This window comes from Arthrobacter sp. Y3221159, from assembly GCF_059089885.1.
The window spans coordinates 15755-30329 of record NZ_JBNHFC010000020.1; the positions used below are offsets into that span (position 1 = coordinate 15755).

The 14575-nt window shown below is 64.9% G+C and carries 9 protein-coding genes; 3 read left to right on the forward strand and 6 right to left on the reverse strand.

The features are described from left to right. Positions 1-71 precede the first annotated feature (71 nt). Entirely contained in the window at positions 72-4139 is a 4068-nt protein-coding gene (locus AC5RT3_RS17540) for an FtsK/SpoIIIE domain-containing protein (protein ID WP_494124773.1), read from the forward strand. Here AC5RT3_RS17540 and AC5RT3_RS17545 read toward each other — a convergent pair. Next, on the reverse strand, positions 4100-4585 hold the full coding sequence (locus AC5RT3_RS17545; protein WP_494124774.1) for a hypothetical protein: 486 nt from the start codon (positions 4583-4585) through the stop codon (positions 4100-4102). The two genes, AC5RT3_RS17540 and AC5RT3_RS17545, sit on opposite strands and share 40 nt — an antisense overlap. Positions 4586-4816: 231 nt before the next feature. On the opposite strand from AC5RT3_RS17545, the gene AC5RT3_RS17550 reads away from it, so the two are divergent. Beyond that, the gene (locus tag AC5RT3_RS17550) at positions 4817-5065 is read left to right on the forward strand and encodes a WhiB family transcriptional regulator (RefSeq protein ID WP_009356837.1); all 249 of its coding nucleotides are present in this window, start codon (positions 4817-4819) and stop codon (positions 5063-5065) included. An 89-nt stretch (positions 5066-5154) separates the two neighbouring features. On the opposite strand, the gene AC5RT3_RS17555 is transcribed toward AC5RT3_RS17550, so the two are convergent. From AC5RT3_RS17555 to AC5RT3_RS17570, 4 genes are read right to left on the reverse strand one after another with little or no spacing between them, the layout of a single operon-like run. Then, on the reverse strand, positions 5155-6621 hold the full coding sequence (locus AC5RT3_RS17555; RefSeq protein ID WP_494124775.1) for a sensor histidine kinase: 1467 nt from the start codon (positions 6619-6621) through the stop codon (positions 5155-5157). 28 nt (positions 6622-6649) lie between these two features. Next, positions 6650-11503 (reverse strand): NAD-glutamate dehydrogenase, encoded by a 4854-nt coding sequence (locus AC5RT3_RS17560; protein ID WP_494124776.1) that lies wholly within the window; start codon positions 11501-11503, stop codon positions 6650-6652. 56 nt (positions 11504-11559) lie between these two features. Then, positions 11560-12873 (reverse strand): CpaE/TadZ family protein, encoded by a 1314-nt coding sequence (locus tag AC5RT3_RS17565; RefSeq protein WP_494124777.1) that lies wholly within the window; start codon positions 12871-12873, stop codon positions 11560-11562. Continuing rightward, complete coding sequence (locus AC5RT3_RS17570; RefSeq protein ID WP_494124778.1) at positions 12870-13514, reverse strand: hypothetical protein; 645 nt, start codon at positions 13512-13514, stop codon at positions 12870-12872. The genes AC5RT3_RS17565 and AC5RT3_RS17570 overlap by 4 nt, the downstream gene beginning before the upstream one ends. A 152-nt stretch (positions 13515-13666) precedes the next feature. Here AC5RT3_RS17570 and AC5RT3_RS17575 point away from each other — a divergent pair, with 152 nt between their 5' ends. Then, complete coding sequence (locus AC5RT3_RS17575; protein WP_009356834.1) at positions 13667-13882, forward strand: helix-turn-helix domain-containing protein; 216 nt, start codon at positions 13667-13669, stop codon at positions 13880-13882. Between the two features lie 36 nt (positions 13883-13918). Here AC5RT3_RS17575 and AC5RT3_RS17580 read toward each other — a convergent pair whose 3' ends face one another. Continuing rightward, positions 13919-14488 (reverse strand): hypothetical protein, encoded by a 570-nt coding sequence (locus AC5RT3_RS17580; protein ID WP_494124779.1) that lies wholly within the window; start codon positions 14486-14488, stop codon positions 13919-13921. Between the last annotated feature and the right edge of the window lie 87 nt (positions 14489-14575).

Here is a 14575-nt window from a genome sequence, read left to right on the forward strand (position 1 = left end):
AGGCTTACGGCGGGGGCGGTACCCGGCACGTCTGGTTAGCGTGGAATCAACGGCAAGAAGGATCGGTGCTTATGAGGCTGCACTGCACACTGGTGGGCGGACCCGGGTCCTGCCTGGCCCCCCACCCGCTCGAGCTGACGATCGAAGCCCCTGACGGCGCTCCAGGCACCCTGATCTGCCGGCAGCTCACGAAGAAATTCGGAACGGGTACGGTCACCGTCGCCGGCGAGGACCTGCAGTCGGCCAGGTTGGGGATCCCGCCCCTCGTCACAGGGGCAATACTGGTCGACGGCGGCACGGAACCGATGCGCCGGAAGCAACGGTTCCGTCCTTGCGGCGGCCATCCTGCCGGGCTTGTCCTTGCCGTCCACACTGGTGCCGGTGCCGGAACCGTCGTACCGCTGCAGCGCGGCGAATATACCGTGGGCAGGAGCAATACACGGATCGTCATTCCGGACGCTGAGCTTTCCCGGGAGCATGCGCGCCTTACGCTGACTGACCAAGACATCTTCATCGAGGACCTGGACAGCGCCAACGGCACCTACGTGGACGGCGGGAGGATCCGGTACTCGGCCCTCTCCACGGGATCAACCATAAGGTGCGGTAATTCAACCATGTCCCTGATGTTCGCCGACGTCCCGATCAAGTCCCTGGCCAAGGCCGGAGCATCAGCACAGGAACCGATCGCTGTCCCGGGACGGGCGGATGCGGGAAACCGGGCCGCCCTTCTTGTGACAGCTGCCCTCCCACTGGCCATAGGCGTCGGACTGGCCCTCTTTACGGGCATGTGGATGTTTTTGGCCTTCGCGGCCACCTCGGCGTTTGTCCTCCTGGTTCCCGTTGTTGCCGGACGGCGCCAACGGCGGGATACCGCCAGGGCAGTCAGGGAAGCGGTGACCCAGGACCGGGAAAGGCGCCTGGCATCCGGACCTTCGCTTGCGGCTATGGCTCTGGCCTTGCGGGATGGGACCAGGGCAGGTGCTGCCGCACCCGATGAAGGTGGCATCTGGCTGCGGCTGGGCGAGGTGGAGCAGGACGCCAATATCACAACGGTGCCGGCCGCCGCCCTCGACGTCCCATCCGTCGACTCGGTCCCGGTTACCTTCGACCTGCTGCGCCCCCGGACCGTCTTCCTCGGGACGAGACCGCTCCGGGACGGAATGATCAGGTCCATCATCATGCAACTCTCGGGATATCCCCTGTGCAGGAGCACGCGGCTCATCATCTACGGGCAGTCAACGAGCCTCCCCCTGGCCGCGCGATATCTTCCTGATGTCGTCCTCATGGTGGCAGCAGAGGCCTGCCGAGGTTCCTTGAGGGAGGGATTCGCACCCGGCTATGAGCACGGTGTCCTCCTTCTGGCAGACGCCACCGCTGACGGCAGGACGGCCGCCATACTCACGGAAGAAGCGCTCCGGCACGGCTGGCAGGTCCTGGAATTCCATTCCAGGGCAGCAGCCGCCACACCCAACGTTGACGTCGTCCTGCATCACCACGGCTCAACGCTGCGCGGACAGGGAGAAGACACCAGGTTCGTGGCCGACCTGGCACAGGATGAAGTCTTTGACGGATTTTGCCGGCAGCTTGCCACTGCCCCAAGCCGGCGGAACATTGGGAGGCAACCAATCCCGGGCACCTGCGCCCTGGAGGATGTCCTGCCACTGTCGCCCGCCCACGTGGCTGCACGCTGGGATTCGAGTATCCGGGAAGCGGGCCTTGCCGCACCGCTGGGACTCGATGCGGACGGGGCCAGGATGCTCGACCTCCATGCCGATGGACCGCATGTGCTGGTGGCCGGGACCACCGGGGCCGGCAAATCGGAGCTGCTGCGCAGCCTCACCCTGGCACTGGCACTCACCCATCCGCCCGACCGCATCAACTTCCTGTTCCTGGATTTCAAGGGCGGTTCCGGGCTCGGCCCGCTGACCGGCCTGGTTCACTGCGTGGGGCTGCTGACCGACCTGGACAGGGACGAACTGGAACGCACGCTGACCTCGCTGCGGGCGGAAATCCGGTTGCGTGAGGAAGCGCTGGCGGCCGCGCGGGTTCCGGACCTTGCCGGGTACAGGTCCACAGCGGAAGCCGAACGATTCCCCCTTCCCCACTTGGTGATCATCATTGACGAATTCCGGATGCTCGTCGACGATGCACCGGAGGTAATCCGCGAGCTGATGCGGATAGCATCCATCGGCAGATCCCTCGGTATCCACCTCGTCATGGCGACCCAGCGGCCGCAGGGAGCCCTGACGGCTGATATCCGGGCCAACGTCACCTCCAGCATCGCCCTGAGGGTGCAGTCGGAGATGGAATCCGTTGACATCATCGGTTCCAAGGAGGCAGCGGCCATCGGCGTTGATGCCCCGGGACGGGCATTCCTGGCCCGGGGCACGGAACCAGCTCGGGAGTTCCAGGCTGCAACAACAAATCTGGTCCACCCCCGGACAACCCCGGACGGGACCATCACCGTGCAGCTCACTACGGACCATCTCTCTTCAGGCATGCCTGAAGAAACGGAACCGCAGACTCCTGCGCAGGCGGTTGCGCCCCTGATCGCATTGATTCGTGAAGAATGGGCGTCCCGGCAGGGAGTTGTGCCACGTGTTCCGGTCGCCCCTCCCCTGCCCGATGAGATCATTGAGCCTCCTGCGGATGCCACCGGGTACAGCCCATCTTCCGGCGACCCTGTCTGGGCCATCACGCTCGGAGCATCGGACCTGCCGAAGGTGCAAGCTGTTCGTCCGCTCGTTTGGAGACCGGACGCCGACAGTCACCTGGCGCTGATCGGCGCCCCCGAATCCGGTACCGACGAAGCGGCGCAGCTGGTGCTTCGGGGTCTACTGGCCCACCCCGAGCCGGCGCACTGCTACGTCCTCGACGGCACTGGATCCTTCAGTGACGTGGCCAGGCACCCGCGCGTGGGTGCTTCCACCGGTGTTCATGAGCTTCGCCGTGCAGTGCGGATCCTGGAACGCGTAGCCCAGGAAATGATTCGCCGGCTCAGCAGGCCCGGGGAGGGGGCAGTTCCCCTGGTGGTGGTGGTCTCCGGCTGGGGCTCGTGGGTGTCGGCCTTTAGATCGGGTCCCCTGGCGTGGGCGGAGGAGCTCATGCACGATGTGGTCCGGGACGGTGGCCGGGCGGGCCTCACAGTGGTTATTTCGGGTGACCGTGAGCTCGTCAGCGCCAGGTTCTGCGGGGCTTTACCCAACAGGCTCTACTTTCCCGCCGGTTCAAACCAGGACAGCAGGGCGGGCTGGCCCCGTCTGCCGTCCACGATGGCAATCAAAAGCAGGGCCGTGGCTTCCGGCCCGGTTTCAGGCGGTGATTCCGCAGTTTGCCAGGTGTTCCGGCTGGCGCCCGGCCCGAACTGGCCCGGCGGTCCGTCGGGCGTTGGCCCCACTGAACCACCGCCATTCCGGGTGGAGCCGCTGCCCCTGCGGATCTCGGCGCCGCAGGTGCGCGGCCTCCAAGCGCCTGCGGCCGGGCCTGTAAACGCTGCACCCGGACAGACGCCGCAGGACCTGCTCATTGGAGTGGGCGGGGACGAGCCTTCCCCTGTTTACCTTCGGCTGGCTTCCGCAAATACCGTCGCCGTCCTCGGTCGGTCCGGCAGCGGCAAGACCAACACCTTGAAGGTGTTGGAGGAACTGAACCCCGGTCATCACTGGCTCCGCCCAAACTCTGGAATACCGGAAGCCAACCCATGGGCCAGGGTACTGTCGGCTGCGCGTGCCGGCGACTTGCCCAGGGATGCTGTGCTGCTCGCTGACGACGCAGACCTACTGTCGCCGGCCGCCATGCGTGACCTCTCGGAGCTGCAGGCACTCGGCAAGCCGTTGGTGTTGACTGCCGACTACAGTCCGCTGCTCCTGCAGCGGGTTCCGCCCGTCATGGGTTCCCGTGCTGCCGGAACGGCGCTGCTGCTTGGACCGGCGTCCGTTGCAGACGGCGACGCGTTTGGGGTGCGATTCGAAGTGGAACCGGCTCCACCCCCGGGCAGGGCGGTGCTCATCTCCGCAGGACGGGCCCACGCCATCCAAGTGGCATGGGCTTCCGGTGCCGGCATAAAGGAGCAGGCCGGCTACCGGACGGCTACTTCCCGTTACAATGCGGGCGGGGCGCTTCCGGTCCGGGATGCATAGCTGATGACCTTGTTATGGAACAGGAGCAGGGTGGCCGTTACCGCCGGCACGAGCATCGCCAGCCCGACGGCGACAAGGCCGCCGGTGAGGGTGGGGAAACCGATGGTGAGAACGAACAGTTGGGCCACAAGGGCAGCCGCACGGGTCCAGCGGTACCCCCGGTAGAGGAAGACCGCGACGGCGAAAAGCCAAACAGCGAACGCAAGCAGGAGTACGAGGGTGAAAACCGCCCCCCACAAGGACAGGACAGGGCTTCCGGCCAGCAGTTGATAGCCATACCAGCCTGCCGCGACCAGAAGAGCAGTCGCCTCAACGGCGACAATCAGCGCCACAATGATGGCGGCCGGCGGAGCACTTCCTCTTACCCCGGCGCTATCGCGGCCGGGTATGGGCTTCGCTCCCCTCGGGGAGGCCGGCGGTTCGGGATCTTCCGGGGGTCTTGACACACTGGCACCCTACCGGACATAGTCGGTCATTGGTGAGGGCCAGCATGGGCAGTGTGATGTATCGCTCAGCGTTACGGGGATATCGGGCGTTATTACCCCTTGTTTACACAGCGTTAACATGACAGGCTTGATTCAGATGACCAAGGGGGCCCTGCCGGGCCCTTTTCCTTTGTAGCTACTAGTGAATTATTTCACAAGAAGCACTTCCCAGAAATGGAGCAACTGATCAGCATGGATTGGCGTAACCGCGCAGCGTGCCTGGATAAGGACCCGGAACTGTTCTTCCCCGTGGGGAACACAGGCCCGGCCCTGCTGCAGATCGAGGAAGCCAAAAGCGTCTGCCGCCGGTGCGAGGTCGTAGACACCTGCCTGCAGTGGGCACTCGAGTCCGGGCAGGACGCCGGCGTCTGGGGCGGCATGAGCGAAGACGAACGCCGCGCCCTCAAGCGCCGCGCAGCCCGCGCACGCCGCGCTTCCTAACAGCAACGCAAGAGCCCCTTCCGCAAGCTGCGGCAGGGGCTCTTTCCGTTTAATACAAGCGGACGCCAACTGAGGCACGCCTGCCACGTCTACTTGCCGGCCAGGCTGAGCCGGATCTGTACGGCGGTGCCGCCTCCCTCGCGCGGCAGCCACTGGATGATGCCGCCCAGTTCACTGGTCACCAGCGTGCGCACAATCTGCAGGCCAAGTCCCTCAACGTGGGGCGTGTCCGGCAATCCCACGCCGTCGTCGGCGATCGTCACCGTAAGGTCCTCGCCGTCTTCCCCCTCGGAACGGTCCGCAATGAGCCACACGGTTCCCGCCCTGCCCTCCAGGCCGTGCTCCACCGCGTTGGTCACGAGTTCATTGATGACGAGGGCCAGTGGCGTGGCAAGGTCGCTCGGCAGTTCACCGAACGTGCCGGACCGCTCGGTCCTTACCTGCTGGGAAGGAGAAGCAACTTCCGCGGAAAGCCTGAACTGGCGTCCGATCAGCTCGTCAAAATCGACGCTCTGGGTAAGCCCCTGGGACAGGGTCTCGTGCACCAGCGCAATCGTGGCGACCCGGCGCATCGCTTGTTCAAGCCCCTGCTTCGCCTCTTCGCTGACCATCCGTCGGGACTGCATCCGCAACAGCGCGGCGACAGTCTGGAGATTGTTCTTCACACGGTGGTGGATCTCGCGGATGGTTGCATCCTTAGTCACCAGTTCCATCTCCCGGCGCCGCAGCTCGGAGACGTCGCGGCACAGGACCAGTGCGCCGAAGCGCTGCTGTTCGTCCCGGAGCGGAATGGCCCGCAGGGACAAGCTGACGCCGCGGGACTCGATCTCACTCCGCCACGGCATCCTGCCCGTGACCACCAGTGGCAGGGTCTCGTCCACCATACGCCGGTCCTTCAGAAGGCTTGCGGTGACCTCGGCGAGCGAGCGGCCCTCCAGGGATTCCCCGTCACCGAGGCGCCGGAACGCGGAGACCCCGTTGGGGCTGGCGTACTGCACCACTCCCTCGGCGTCGAGGCGGATCAGCCCGTCCCCCACGCGCGGGGCGCCGCGCCGTGATCCCGTGGGCGAGGCAAAGTCCGGCCACAGCCCGAGAGTGCCCATCCGCAGCAGGTCATAAGCACACTGCCGGTACGTCAGTTCAAGGCGGGAAGGCATCCGGGAGCTGGACAGGTCCATGTGGGTGGTGACCACTGCCAGGGTCCGGCCGTTGCGGACCATGGGCACGGCCTCCACCCGGAGTGCCATGTCGCTGCTCCAGTTTGTTTCGCTGGAGCGCTCGATAGCCCGGCTGTTCCACGCCTTGTCTACTAGCGGCTGCAGGTCCGACCGGATTCCCTCACCCACAAAGTCCCCGTGGAAGACCGTGTGGGTGGTGGACGGCCGGACGTGCGCCAGTGCGATATACCCATGGTCCGGGTGGGGGAACCAGAGCGCCAGGTCGGCGAACGCCAGGTCCGCCACCATCTGCCAGTCCCCCACCAGCAGGTGCAGCCACTCGGCATCGCCCGGCCCGAAATCAGCGTGTTCCCTGATGGGGTCCGTAAAGATTGCCACTGCACCTCCATTTGCGACGCCGAATTGGCTAGCGTCGGACGATTGACCTCAAGAGCCTCAATGCTACCGACAGTGAAGCCATATCGTCTGACTCGAGGGCGTTCACCTCGTCGAACATGCTCTTCGCCCGTCCCAGATGCTCGGCGTTCCGCGCCTCCCATTCCTTAAGGCGCGCCTCCGGCGAGTCACCCGGCTCTGTAGCGTCCAGCACCGCCGTCGTCATATCCGAAACTGTGGAATACAAATCGTCCCGCAGTGCCGCCCTGGCCAGGGCCTGCCACCGGTCCTGCCGGGGAAGGCTGCTGATCCGTTCCAGCAGCGAGTCTGCATGGAAGCGGTTGAACACGGTGTAGTAAACGGCAGCGATCTCCTCCACCGGTTCCTTCCGCGCCCGGGCTATCTTGGCGATATCCAGCAGCACGAAGCTCTCGAAGAGCTCGGCCCACCGCAGTGCAAGCCCTTCCGGAAGTTCCCATTCACGCCCTGTTTCAAGCCAGCCGGCAACCCGTTCCCGGTCATCACCGCGCAGGTAGTCCAGCAGGCGGGCACGCATCGGATCCATCAACGGCTTGAACTCGGCCACCACATCCGCAATCGGCTGGGAAATGGACCCCTGGGTGAGGAGCCACCTGACCGCGCGGTCCAGCAGGCGCCGGATATCGAGGTGCACGGTGCTCCAGTGCTCCGTCGGGAACGATGCAGGCAGGCTGTTGAGCTCCCCGACCATCGAATCCAGTTCGTAGATTTCCCGCAGCGCCACAAACGCCTTGGCGACAGCAACTTCACTGGCCGAGGTCTCTTCCATGACCCGGAAGGCGAAGGTGATGCCTCCGAGGTTGATGATGTCGTTGGCCACCACCGTCGCGATGATTTCACGGCGCAGCGGGTGGGTGTCCAGTTCGGCGTCGAAGCGCTCGCGCAGCTGCCGGGGGAAGTAGTCCCGCAGCGTCTGCCGGAACCACGGGTCGTCGGCAAGCTTGCTGTCCCGGAGTGCGGACGTCAGTTCGATCTTCGCGTACGCTGCGAGGACCGAAAGCTCAGGCGACGTCAGCCCCTGGCCTTGCTGCAGACGCTCGCGCAATGACTCCGTGGTGGGCAGCGCCTCGAGGTCCCGCTTCAGGTCGGCTTTCTTTTCCAGCCAGTCCATCAGCCGCTCGTAGCTAGGGCTCCACTCGGCCACCTTGGTCCGGTCATTCAGCAGCAGGATGTTCTGGTCGATATTGTCTTCCAGCACCAGACGGGCGACTTCATCGGTCATCGAGGCGAGGAACGCGGGCCGTTCCTCCGGGGAGAGCTTGCCCGCCGCAACCATCCGGTCGACGAAGATCTTGATGTTGACCTCATGGTCGGAGCAGTCCACGCCGGCGGAGTTGTCGATGGCGTCGGTATTGAGGATCACCCCTTGCAGTGCGGCTTCGATCCGGCCGCGCTGGGTCATGCCGAGGTTTCCACCTTCACCCACCACCTTGACGCGCAGGTCCCGGCCGTCAACCCGGATGGCATCGTTCGCCTTGTCCCCCACCGACGCGTTGGACTCCGTGCTGGCCTTGACGTAGGTCCCGATGCCACCGTTGTACAGCAGGTCGGCGGGGGCCAGGAGGATCGCCCGCAGGAGTTCCGGCGGGCTGAGTTCGGTCGTCTCGGCGGGAAGCCCCAGCGCTGCGCGGACCGGCGGCGATACCGGAATCGATTTGGTCTGCCGCGGGAAGACACCCCCGCCCTCGCTGATGAGCGATTTGTCGTAGTCGTCCCAGGACGACCTCGGCAGTTCGAACAGCCGCTGACGTTCCACGAACGAGGCCTCCTCGTCCGGGTTGGGGTCCAGGAAGATGTGGCGGTGGTCGAAGGCGGCCACCAGGCGGATGTGCCGTGAGAGCAGCATCCCGTTGCCAAAGACGTCACCTGACATGTCGCCGACGCCTACCACCGTGAATGGCTGGGTTTGGGTGTCCAGGTCGAGTTCGCTGAAGTGGCGCTTCACGGATTCCCAGGCACCGCGGGCAGTGATGCCCATGGCCTTGTGGTCGTATCCCACGGATCCCCCGGAGGCGAAGGCGTCGCCCAGCCAGAACCCGTATTCCGCGGCCAGTCCGTTTGCGATGTCGGAGAACGTGGCCGTTCCCTTGTCTGCAGCCACCACGAGGTAGGAATCGTCGTCGTCGTGCCGGACAACGTTCGACGGCGGCACGAGCCTTTCGCCGTCGCCTTCCGTTACGAGGTTGTCGGTGAGGTCGAGCAGGCCGCTGATGAACGTCTTGTAGCTCTCGACCCCCTCAGCCATCCAGGCGGCCCGGTCAACAGCGGGGTCCGGAAGCTGCTTGGCGAAGAATCCGCCCTTCGCACCGGTGGGCACGATGACGGCGTTCTTGACGGTTTGCGCCTTCACCAGGCCCAGGACCTCGGTGCGGAAGTCCTCCCGGCGGTCCGACCAGCGCAGCCCGCCGCGGGCAACCTTGCCGAAGCGGAGGTGGACACCCTCCACCCGGGGTGCGTAAACCCAGATTTCGAACATGGGCCGCGGGAACGGCAGCCCGTCGATCCGGGAGGGATCAAGCTTGAAGCTCAGGTGCCGCTTGTCCTGGTAGTAATTGGTCCGCAGTGTGGCCTCGATCAGGTTGGCGAACGTGCGCAGGACCCTGTCGGCGTCGAGCGTGGCCACCTTCTCAATCGAGGCAGCGAGCTCCTGCCGCACGGTCTCCTGGGCGTCCGCCCGCTCGGCGTCGTTGAGATCCGGGTCGAAGCGCGCAGCAAACAGCGCGCTCAGGCCCCTGGCGACGTCCGGGTTGGCCAGCAGGGTGTCCGCCATGAAGCCGAAGGAGTTGCTGTTTCCCATTTGCCGCATGTACCGGGCGTATGCGCGGAGCACGGTGACCTGCCGCCAGTGCATGCCCTCACGGAGGACAAGCCGGTCAAACGCATCCGATTCGGCGGCCCCTGTCACTGCGGCACTGAACGAGTCGGCCAGCAGTTCGCCGGTGGACACGGGATCCACACCCGCCGGGTACTTCAGCCCCAGGTCGTACAGGAAGAAGTCACGGCGGTCCGCGGTTTCAATCTCGAACGGGCGCTCGTCGAGGACTTCAAGCCCCAGGTTGTGGAAGTAGGGCAGGATCTGACTCAGGCTCTTGGGCTCAAGCATGTAGAGCTTCACACGGGCGTCCTCTTCGAGCGTCGCCCCTGCCCCTTCGGGAAGGTAGACGTGGACACCGGGCCGTTCCTGGCGGGCTCCCACCGCACGTTCGGCGGCCGCACCGTATTTCTCGAAGCGGGCGATGTCCTCCAGGGCATCCTCCACCTCGTAATCCACCCGGTAGCTTGCGGGGAAGGCTTCAGCCCAGATAGCGGCGAGCTCCTTCGCTTCCTCGGCATCCCGCCCCTCACGCAGGACCTCGGCGATGCCTTCGCTCCAGGAGCGGGCCGCGCGGACCAGCCGTTTCTCGAGTTCGGCCGTGTTCACGTGGCTGACGTCCGCGTTCTTGGGCAGGCGGATGCGGAAGAACAGGCGTGCGAGTGCCGACTCGGTCATGCGTGCCTCGTAGTCAATGGACACGGCCTGGAACGTTTCGCGCAGTTCCTGTTCGATGCGGAGCCGGACATTGGTGGTGTACCGGTCGCGGGGAAGGTAGACGACGGCGGACATGAACCGTCCGTAGATGTCCGGCCTCAGGAACAGCCGGGTCCTGCGGCGCTCCTGCAGTTTTTGGATGCCCAGGGCAGTTGCGGCCAGGTCAGGGACTTCAATCTGGAAGAGTTCGTCTCGGGGGTAGGTTTCCAGGATTCCCAGCAGGTCCTTGCCGGAGTGGGAGTCAGGCGGGAAGCCGGCGCTGCGCAGGACGGCGTCCACTTTCTCGCGGACAATCGGGATGTTCCGGACGGAGCCGGTGTAGGCGCTGGTGGCAAAGAGTCCGATAAATCGGCGCTCGCCGTTGACGTTGCCGGCGGCGTCGAAGCTCTTGACCCCGATGTAGTCCAGGTAGGCGGAGCGGTGGACGGTGGAGCGGGAGTTGGCCTTGGTGATGACAAGTGCCCGCTTTTCCCGCGCCTTCTTCCGCCCCGTGTCGGTGAGGTGCTGGATATGCGGTGAGTCGGCGGCCGCCCGCAGGAGCCCCAGCCCGCTGTCCTCGCGCAGCTCAAGGACATCCTCGCCGTCCACATTGATGAGGTCGTACTCCCGGTAGCCCAGGAAGGTGAAGTTGCCGTCGTCCAGCCAGCGGAGGAGGTCCTTCGCCTGCCGCAGCTCGGCAATCTGAGCCGGGTTTGCCACCTGGTCCAAGCTCTCGGAGATCTGGCGGGCCTTCTGGCGCATTTTCGGCCAGTCCTCCACGGCAGCACGGACATCTTTAAGGACGCGGTTGAGGCCCTCAAGCAATGAAGTCTTGGCTTCCTCGGACACGCGGTTAATTTCGACGGCGATCCAGGACTCCATGTGCGAGGCGTCTTCGCCCTGCGCAATGAGGTGGGACAGGCTGGGCATCGCCGCCGTGTCACCGCTGGAGATTCCGATGTGGGACGGGACCCTGTTCACTTTGACCAGGTTTCCGTTTTCCCTGTTGCGGGTGGCGACGATCAGGGGGTGGACCACCAGCTTGATTGCGGCGTGCTGGCGGACGAGTTCCGCGTTGACCGAATCAACCAGGAACGGCATGTCGTCCGTGACCACGAAGACGACACTGCTGTCTTCCTCGTCGATGATGGCGGTTTTCGCCTGGCCGGGCCGCCGTACAGCCGCAACCTCACGGTGGTTCTCTGCCCGGGCCACGAGTATCTCGCGGGGATAGCTCCGCGCGTCCTCCTCGGCCAGATGCTGGTAGTAGTCCCCAATGAAGCCCTCAGCGCCTTCAATAGAAAGGGGCTGATCCTCCACGCTGGATCCCGACGACATCGACACACGCCTCCATCACAAGTTTTTGCCGCTCCATTGCAGCTCTTATGGCGAGCCTAGTCCTTTGCCCGGCGCCGTGCTGTGGAAGAAAAAACAGAGGATCTGGACTTTTGCTGGTCAGGTGCACAAACGAGCCTACGCACTGCACGGCGAAGCGTCGACTCGGGTGCCGCCTCAAGCAGCAGTGAACCTGACAGGAGGGCTGCGTCCGCAGCTGCGGGGTCATAGGGAAGGAACTCCCTGAGGGCAGACGCCGGGCCAAACCTCTCCCAGGCGTCACGCAACTGCCGTTCAGGATTCCTGCCCACAGACGATGCACGTACCTTGTTCATCACCACAACCGGAGAGGCCTGCGGCACTGCGGCCTCAAGTTCTGCAAGCCCACGCACCAGGCGCGGCACTCCCACCGGATCCGCGGCGCCGACCGCATAAATTGTGTCGGCCAGCTCGAGCGGACGCAGCGTGGCGGCATTGCGGCGGGGGGCCATGGTGTCGAAGCTGAGTTCCTCATCTGCTTCGAGGCAAAACCCTGTATCGACAATGATGGCGTCAGCGTTCCGGCGTGCCCGCTCCAGGACCAGCGCAAGGGCGGGCGCCCGAAGCTCGGTCCACCGGTCTGCCCGGGTAATGCCGGTCAACACCCTGAAGGTGCCGGAAGCAGTGGCAACCGGGGTGGCAATCCGTTCCAGGGCGGAATCGTCCAGCCTCCCCTGGTCGGCCAGCCTGCAGGCCTGCGCCAAGCCGGCTGATTCATCCAGCAAACCCAGCACGGCGGCGATACTTGCTCCGTAACTGTCGGCATCAATGAGGAGCACCTGTTGCCCGTCCGCGGCCAGCTCGCCGGCGATGTTAGCCGCGAGGGTGGTGCGTCCCGGAGACCCTGCCGGACCCCACACGGCAATAATCCGTCCTGCCCCGGGACCCTCGGGAGAAGTTGCGGGTGTGTCAGCCGGCTCCGCCTGGAGGGCTGCGCCGGTGTCCGCAAGGGAGGAGGTACGGCCGGAGGATAGCCGGCCTGCAGTCGTTAATTGTTCTACTGCTTCCGCGATCCGTCGGGACAACTCAGCTGATTCCACCCCGGACAAAGCACAGGAGACGCCGATTTTCCGCAGCCTGGCGGCTTCTTCGGCATTATCCGTCAGCGCGATGATGGCGACTCCCACGGCTTCAAGCCTGTCCACGAGCGAAGCCGTCAATCCCTCACTGCCATCCGCAACCACAGCAGCCCGCGCCAGCCCGCTTTGGCATGCGGCCAGCAGTTCCGGGAGTTCGGCGCATCTCCTGACGACAGTGACAGGGCCGTGCAGCCGTTCAAGTCCGCCCACCAGATCCTCCCGGCTCTGGCCGACGGTGACCACCGGAATACTCATCGCGTTCCGCCACCCGGATTCCAGACAACCGAAATCTTGGCTTCGTTGGCCTGCGCGCCGAGCAGAGCCGGCATCTGGCCGTCCTCCACGAGGACCATGAGCACCGTTGTCTTGGTGGAGCCGAGCGCAGAGGAACCTTCTGCCACCTCAGCTATCTCAGCTCCGGGAAGAAGGAGCTTTGGCTCGCTGAAGCCGTTCTTCGCATCCGGCTGGGCTACCCAAACGTCTACCCTGGCACCAGCTACCGCCTGCGACGGAAGGGTCTCCTCGATGCTGATAGCCACCGGTTTGCGGTCAAGGTCATCAACTTCACCAAGGCTTGCCCGGGGTACAAGCTGGTCCTTGCCGATCCGCTGCACGGCCACCACCCCTTCCGGCAAACCGGATTCAACGGGGATGTAGTGCTGCTCGGTTTCGCCTAGCCGAACCTTGGCCCGGACAACGTTTTCAGGGGTCAGCTCCTCTCCCACTGCGATGCCGTCACGGGCCGCGTAGACCTCCGTGGTCCGATCCGCACCGTTGATCAGGAAGACAACCCCTGCCACGGACACCAGGACCAGCAGTATGCCCACCAGCAGCCGGGGATCCTTCCAGGAGGGGCGCCTCAGGCGCCCAGCCGTGGCTGTCGATTCTGGAACCATGCCGTGTCTCCCCCTGATAGCGCCGGCACCCCCGTTGCGGCCGGACACCTCATTGTTGCGGCCTGGGCTGCCAAACGAAAGTGATTGGTGTAAACAATGCCAATCTGTGGATAACGAACGCAAAATCCTTCAGGCAATGGCAAAATGGAGGCATGCCCAGGTTCCTGACGCTCGCGGATGTCGCCGAGCAGCTCCAGATCAATTCGCCTGCCGCGTACGCACTGGTGCGAAGCGGAGAACTGAAGGCTATCCAGGTGGGCGGGCGCGGCCAGTGGCGCGTGGAAGAGAAAATGCTCGAGCAGTACATCGAGGAGCGCTACGCCGAGGCCAGCCGCATGATCCAGGAGTCCAAGTCCCGGTCCGTCTGACCAGGCACGCGCCCCGGAGACCTTCCGGCCGTGCGGTCACATGTCCCGCACAAGGGGCGACCTGATAGCTGCCAATGCCGCGAACGGAACGGTCGAAACCCCCGTGACGTGAGGGCTTCGCCGCGGCTCCCCCGGAACCACTGCCGCGAGGTCGAGGTAATCCCTGCCCACCCTGTCGATGACCCCTTCGAGGCGGACGGTGCCGGCGCCGGATCCCAAGGTAACGGTAAGAACCGCCCGGTCCCTGGCGAGGGCACGCAGAGAGTGCGCGAGACCCAACGCCCGGCGCACCTGAGACGGCTCGGAACGCGAGAACCTGCCCAGGCCCGTGTACCGGACCACCGCGGCGTAGGGAACCAGGATCTGGTGAGGATCGTCATGCAGGACCAGGGCGTCCGCACCCGCATGGCTCAGTGTGCCGTGCAGCGTTTCCCCGCCGGACAGATGCACACCTACGAGGCAACCGAGCGCCGCGCGCAACCGGTCGGCCAGCCCCAAGTCCACCTCCTCGACCCTGGCGCGTTCGTTGACTTCGGCGTCGAGCGAGAGCCTGTCTGAGTCCGCCAACTGGCTTTCCATGTCATTGAAGAGTGCATCCCAGCGCATCCGGCCAGAGTAGGGCCGCATCCCCCGCGGGTCAACAAAAAACTTCCGGACTCCAGCGTCTGGACAAACACCAAGATCCGGGAGCAA

What these genes read in the sequence shown, in the direction of transcription:
- AC5RT3_RS17560 (WP_494124776.1), bottom strand. Translation starts at nt 11,503, where the DNA reads ATGTCGTCGGGATCCAGCGTGGAGGATCAGCCCCTTTCTATTGAAGGC.
- AC5RT3_RS17580 (WP_494124779.1), bottom strand. Translation starts at nt 14,488, where the DNA reads ATGCGCTGGGATGCACTCTTCAATGACATGGAAAGCCAGTTGGCGGAC.
- AC5RT3_RS17565 (WP_494124777.1), bottom strand. Translation starts at nt 12,873, where the DNA reads ATGAGTATTCCGGTGGTCACCGTCGGCCAGAGCCGGGAGGATCTGGTG.
- AC5RT3_RS17575 (WP_009356834.1), top strand. Translation starts at nt 13,667, where the DNA reads ATGCCCAGGTTCCTGACGCTCGCGGATGTCGCCGAGCAGCTCCAGATC.
- AC5RT3_RS17540 (WP_494124773.1), top strand. Translation starts at nt 72, where the DNA reads ATGAGGCTGCACTGCACACTGGTGGGCGGACCCGGGTCCTGCCTGGCC.
- AC5RT3_RS17570 (WP_494124778.1), bottom strand. Translation starts at nt 13,514, where the DNA reads ATGGTTCCAGAATCGACAGCCACGGCTGGGCGCCTGAGGCGCCCCTCC.
- AC5RT3_RS17550 (WP_009356837.1), top strand. Translation starts at nt 4,817, where the DNA reads ATGGATTGGCGTAACCGCGCAGCGTGCCTGGATAAGGACCCGGAACTG.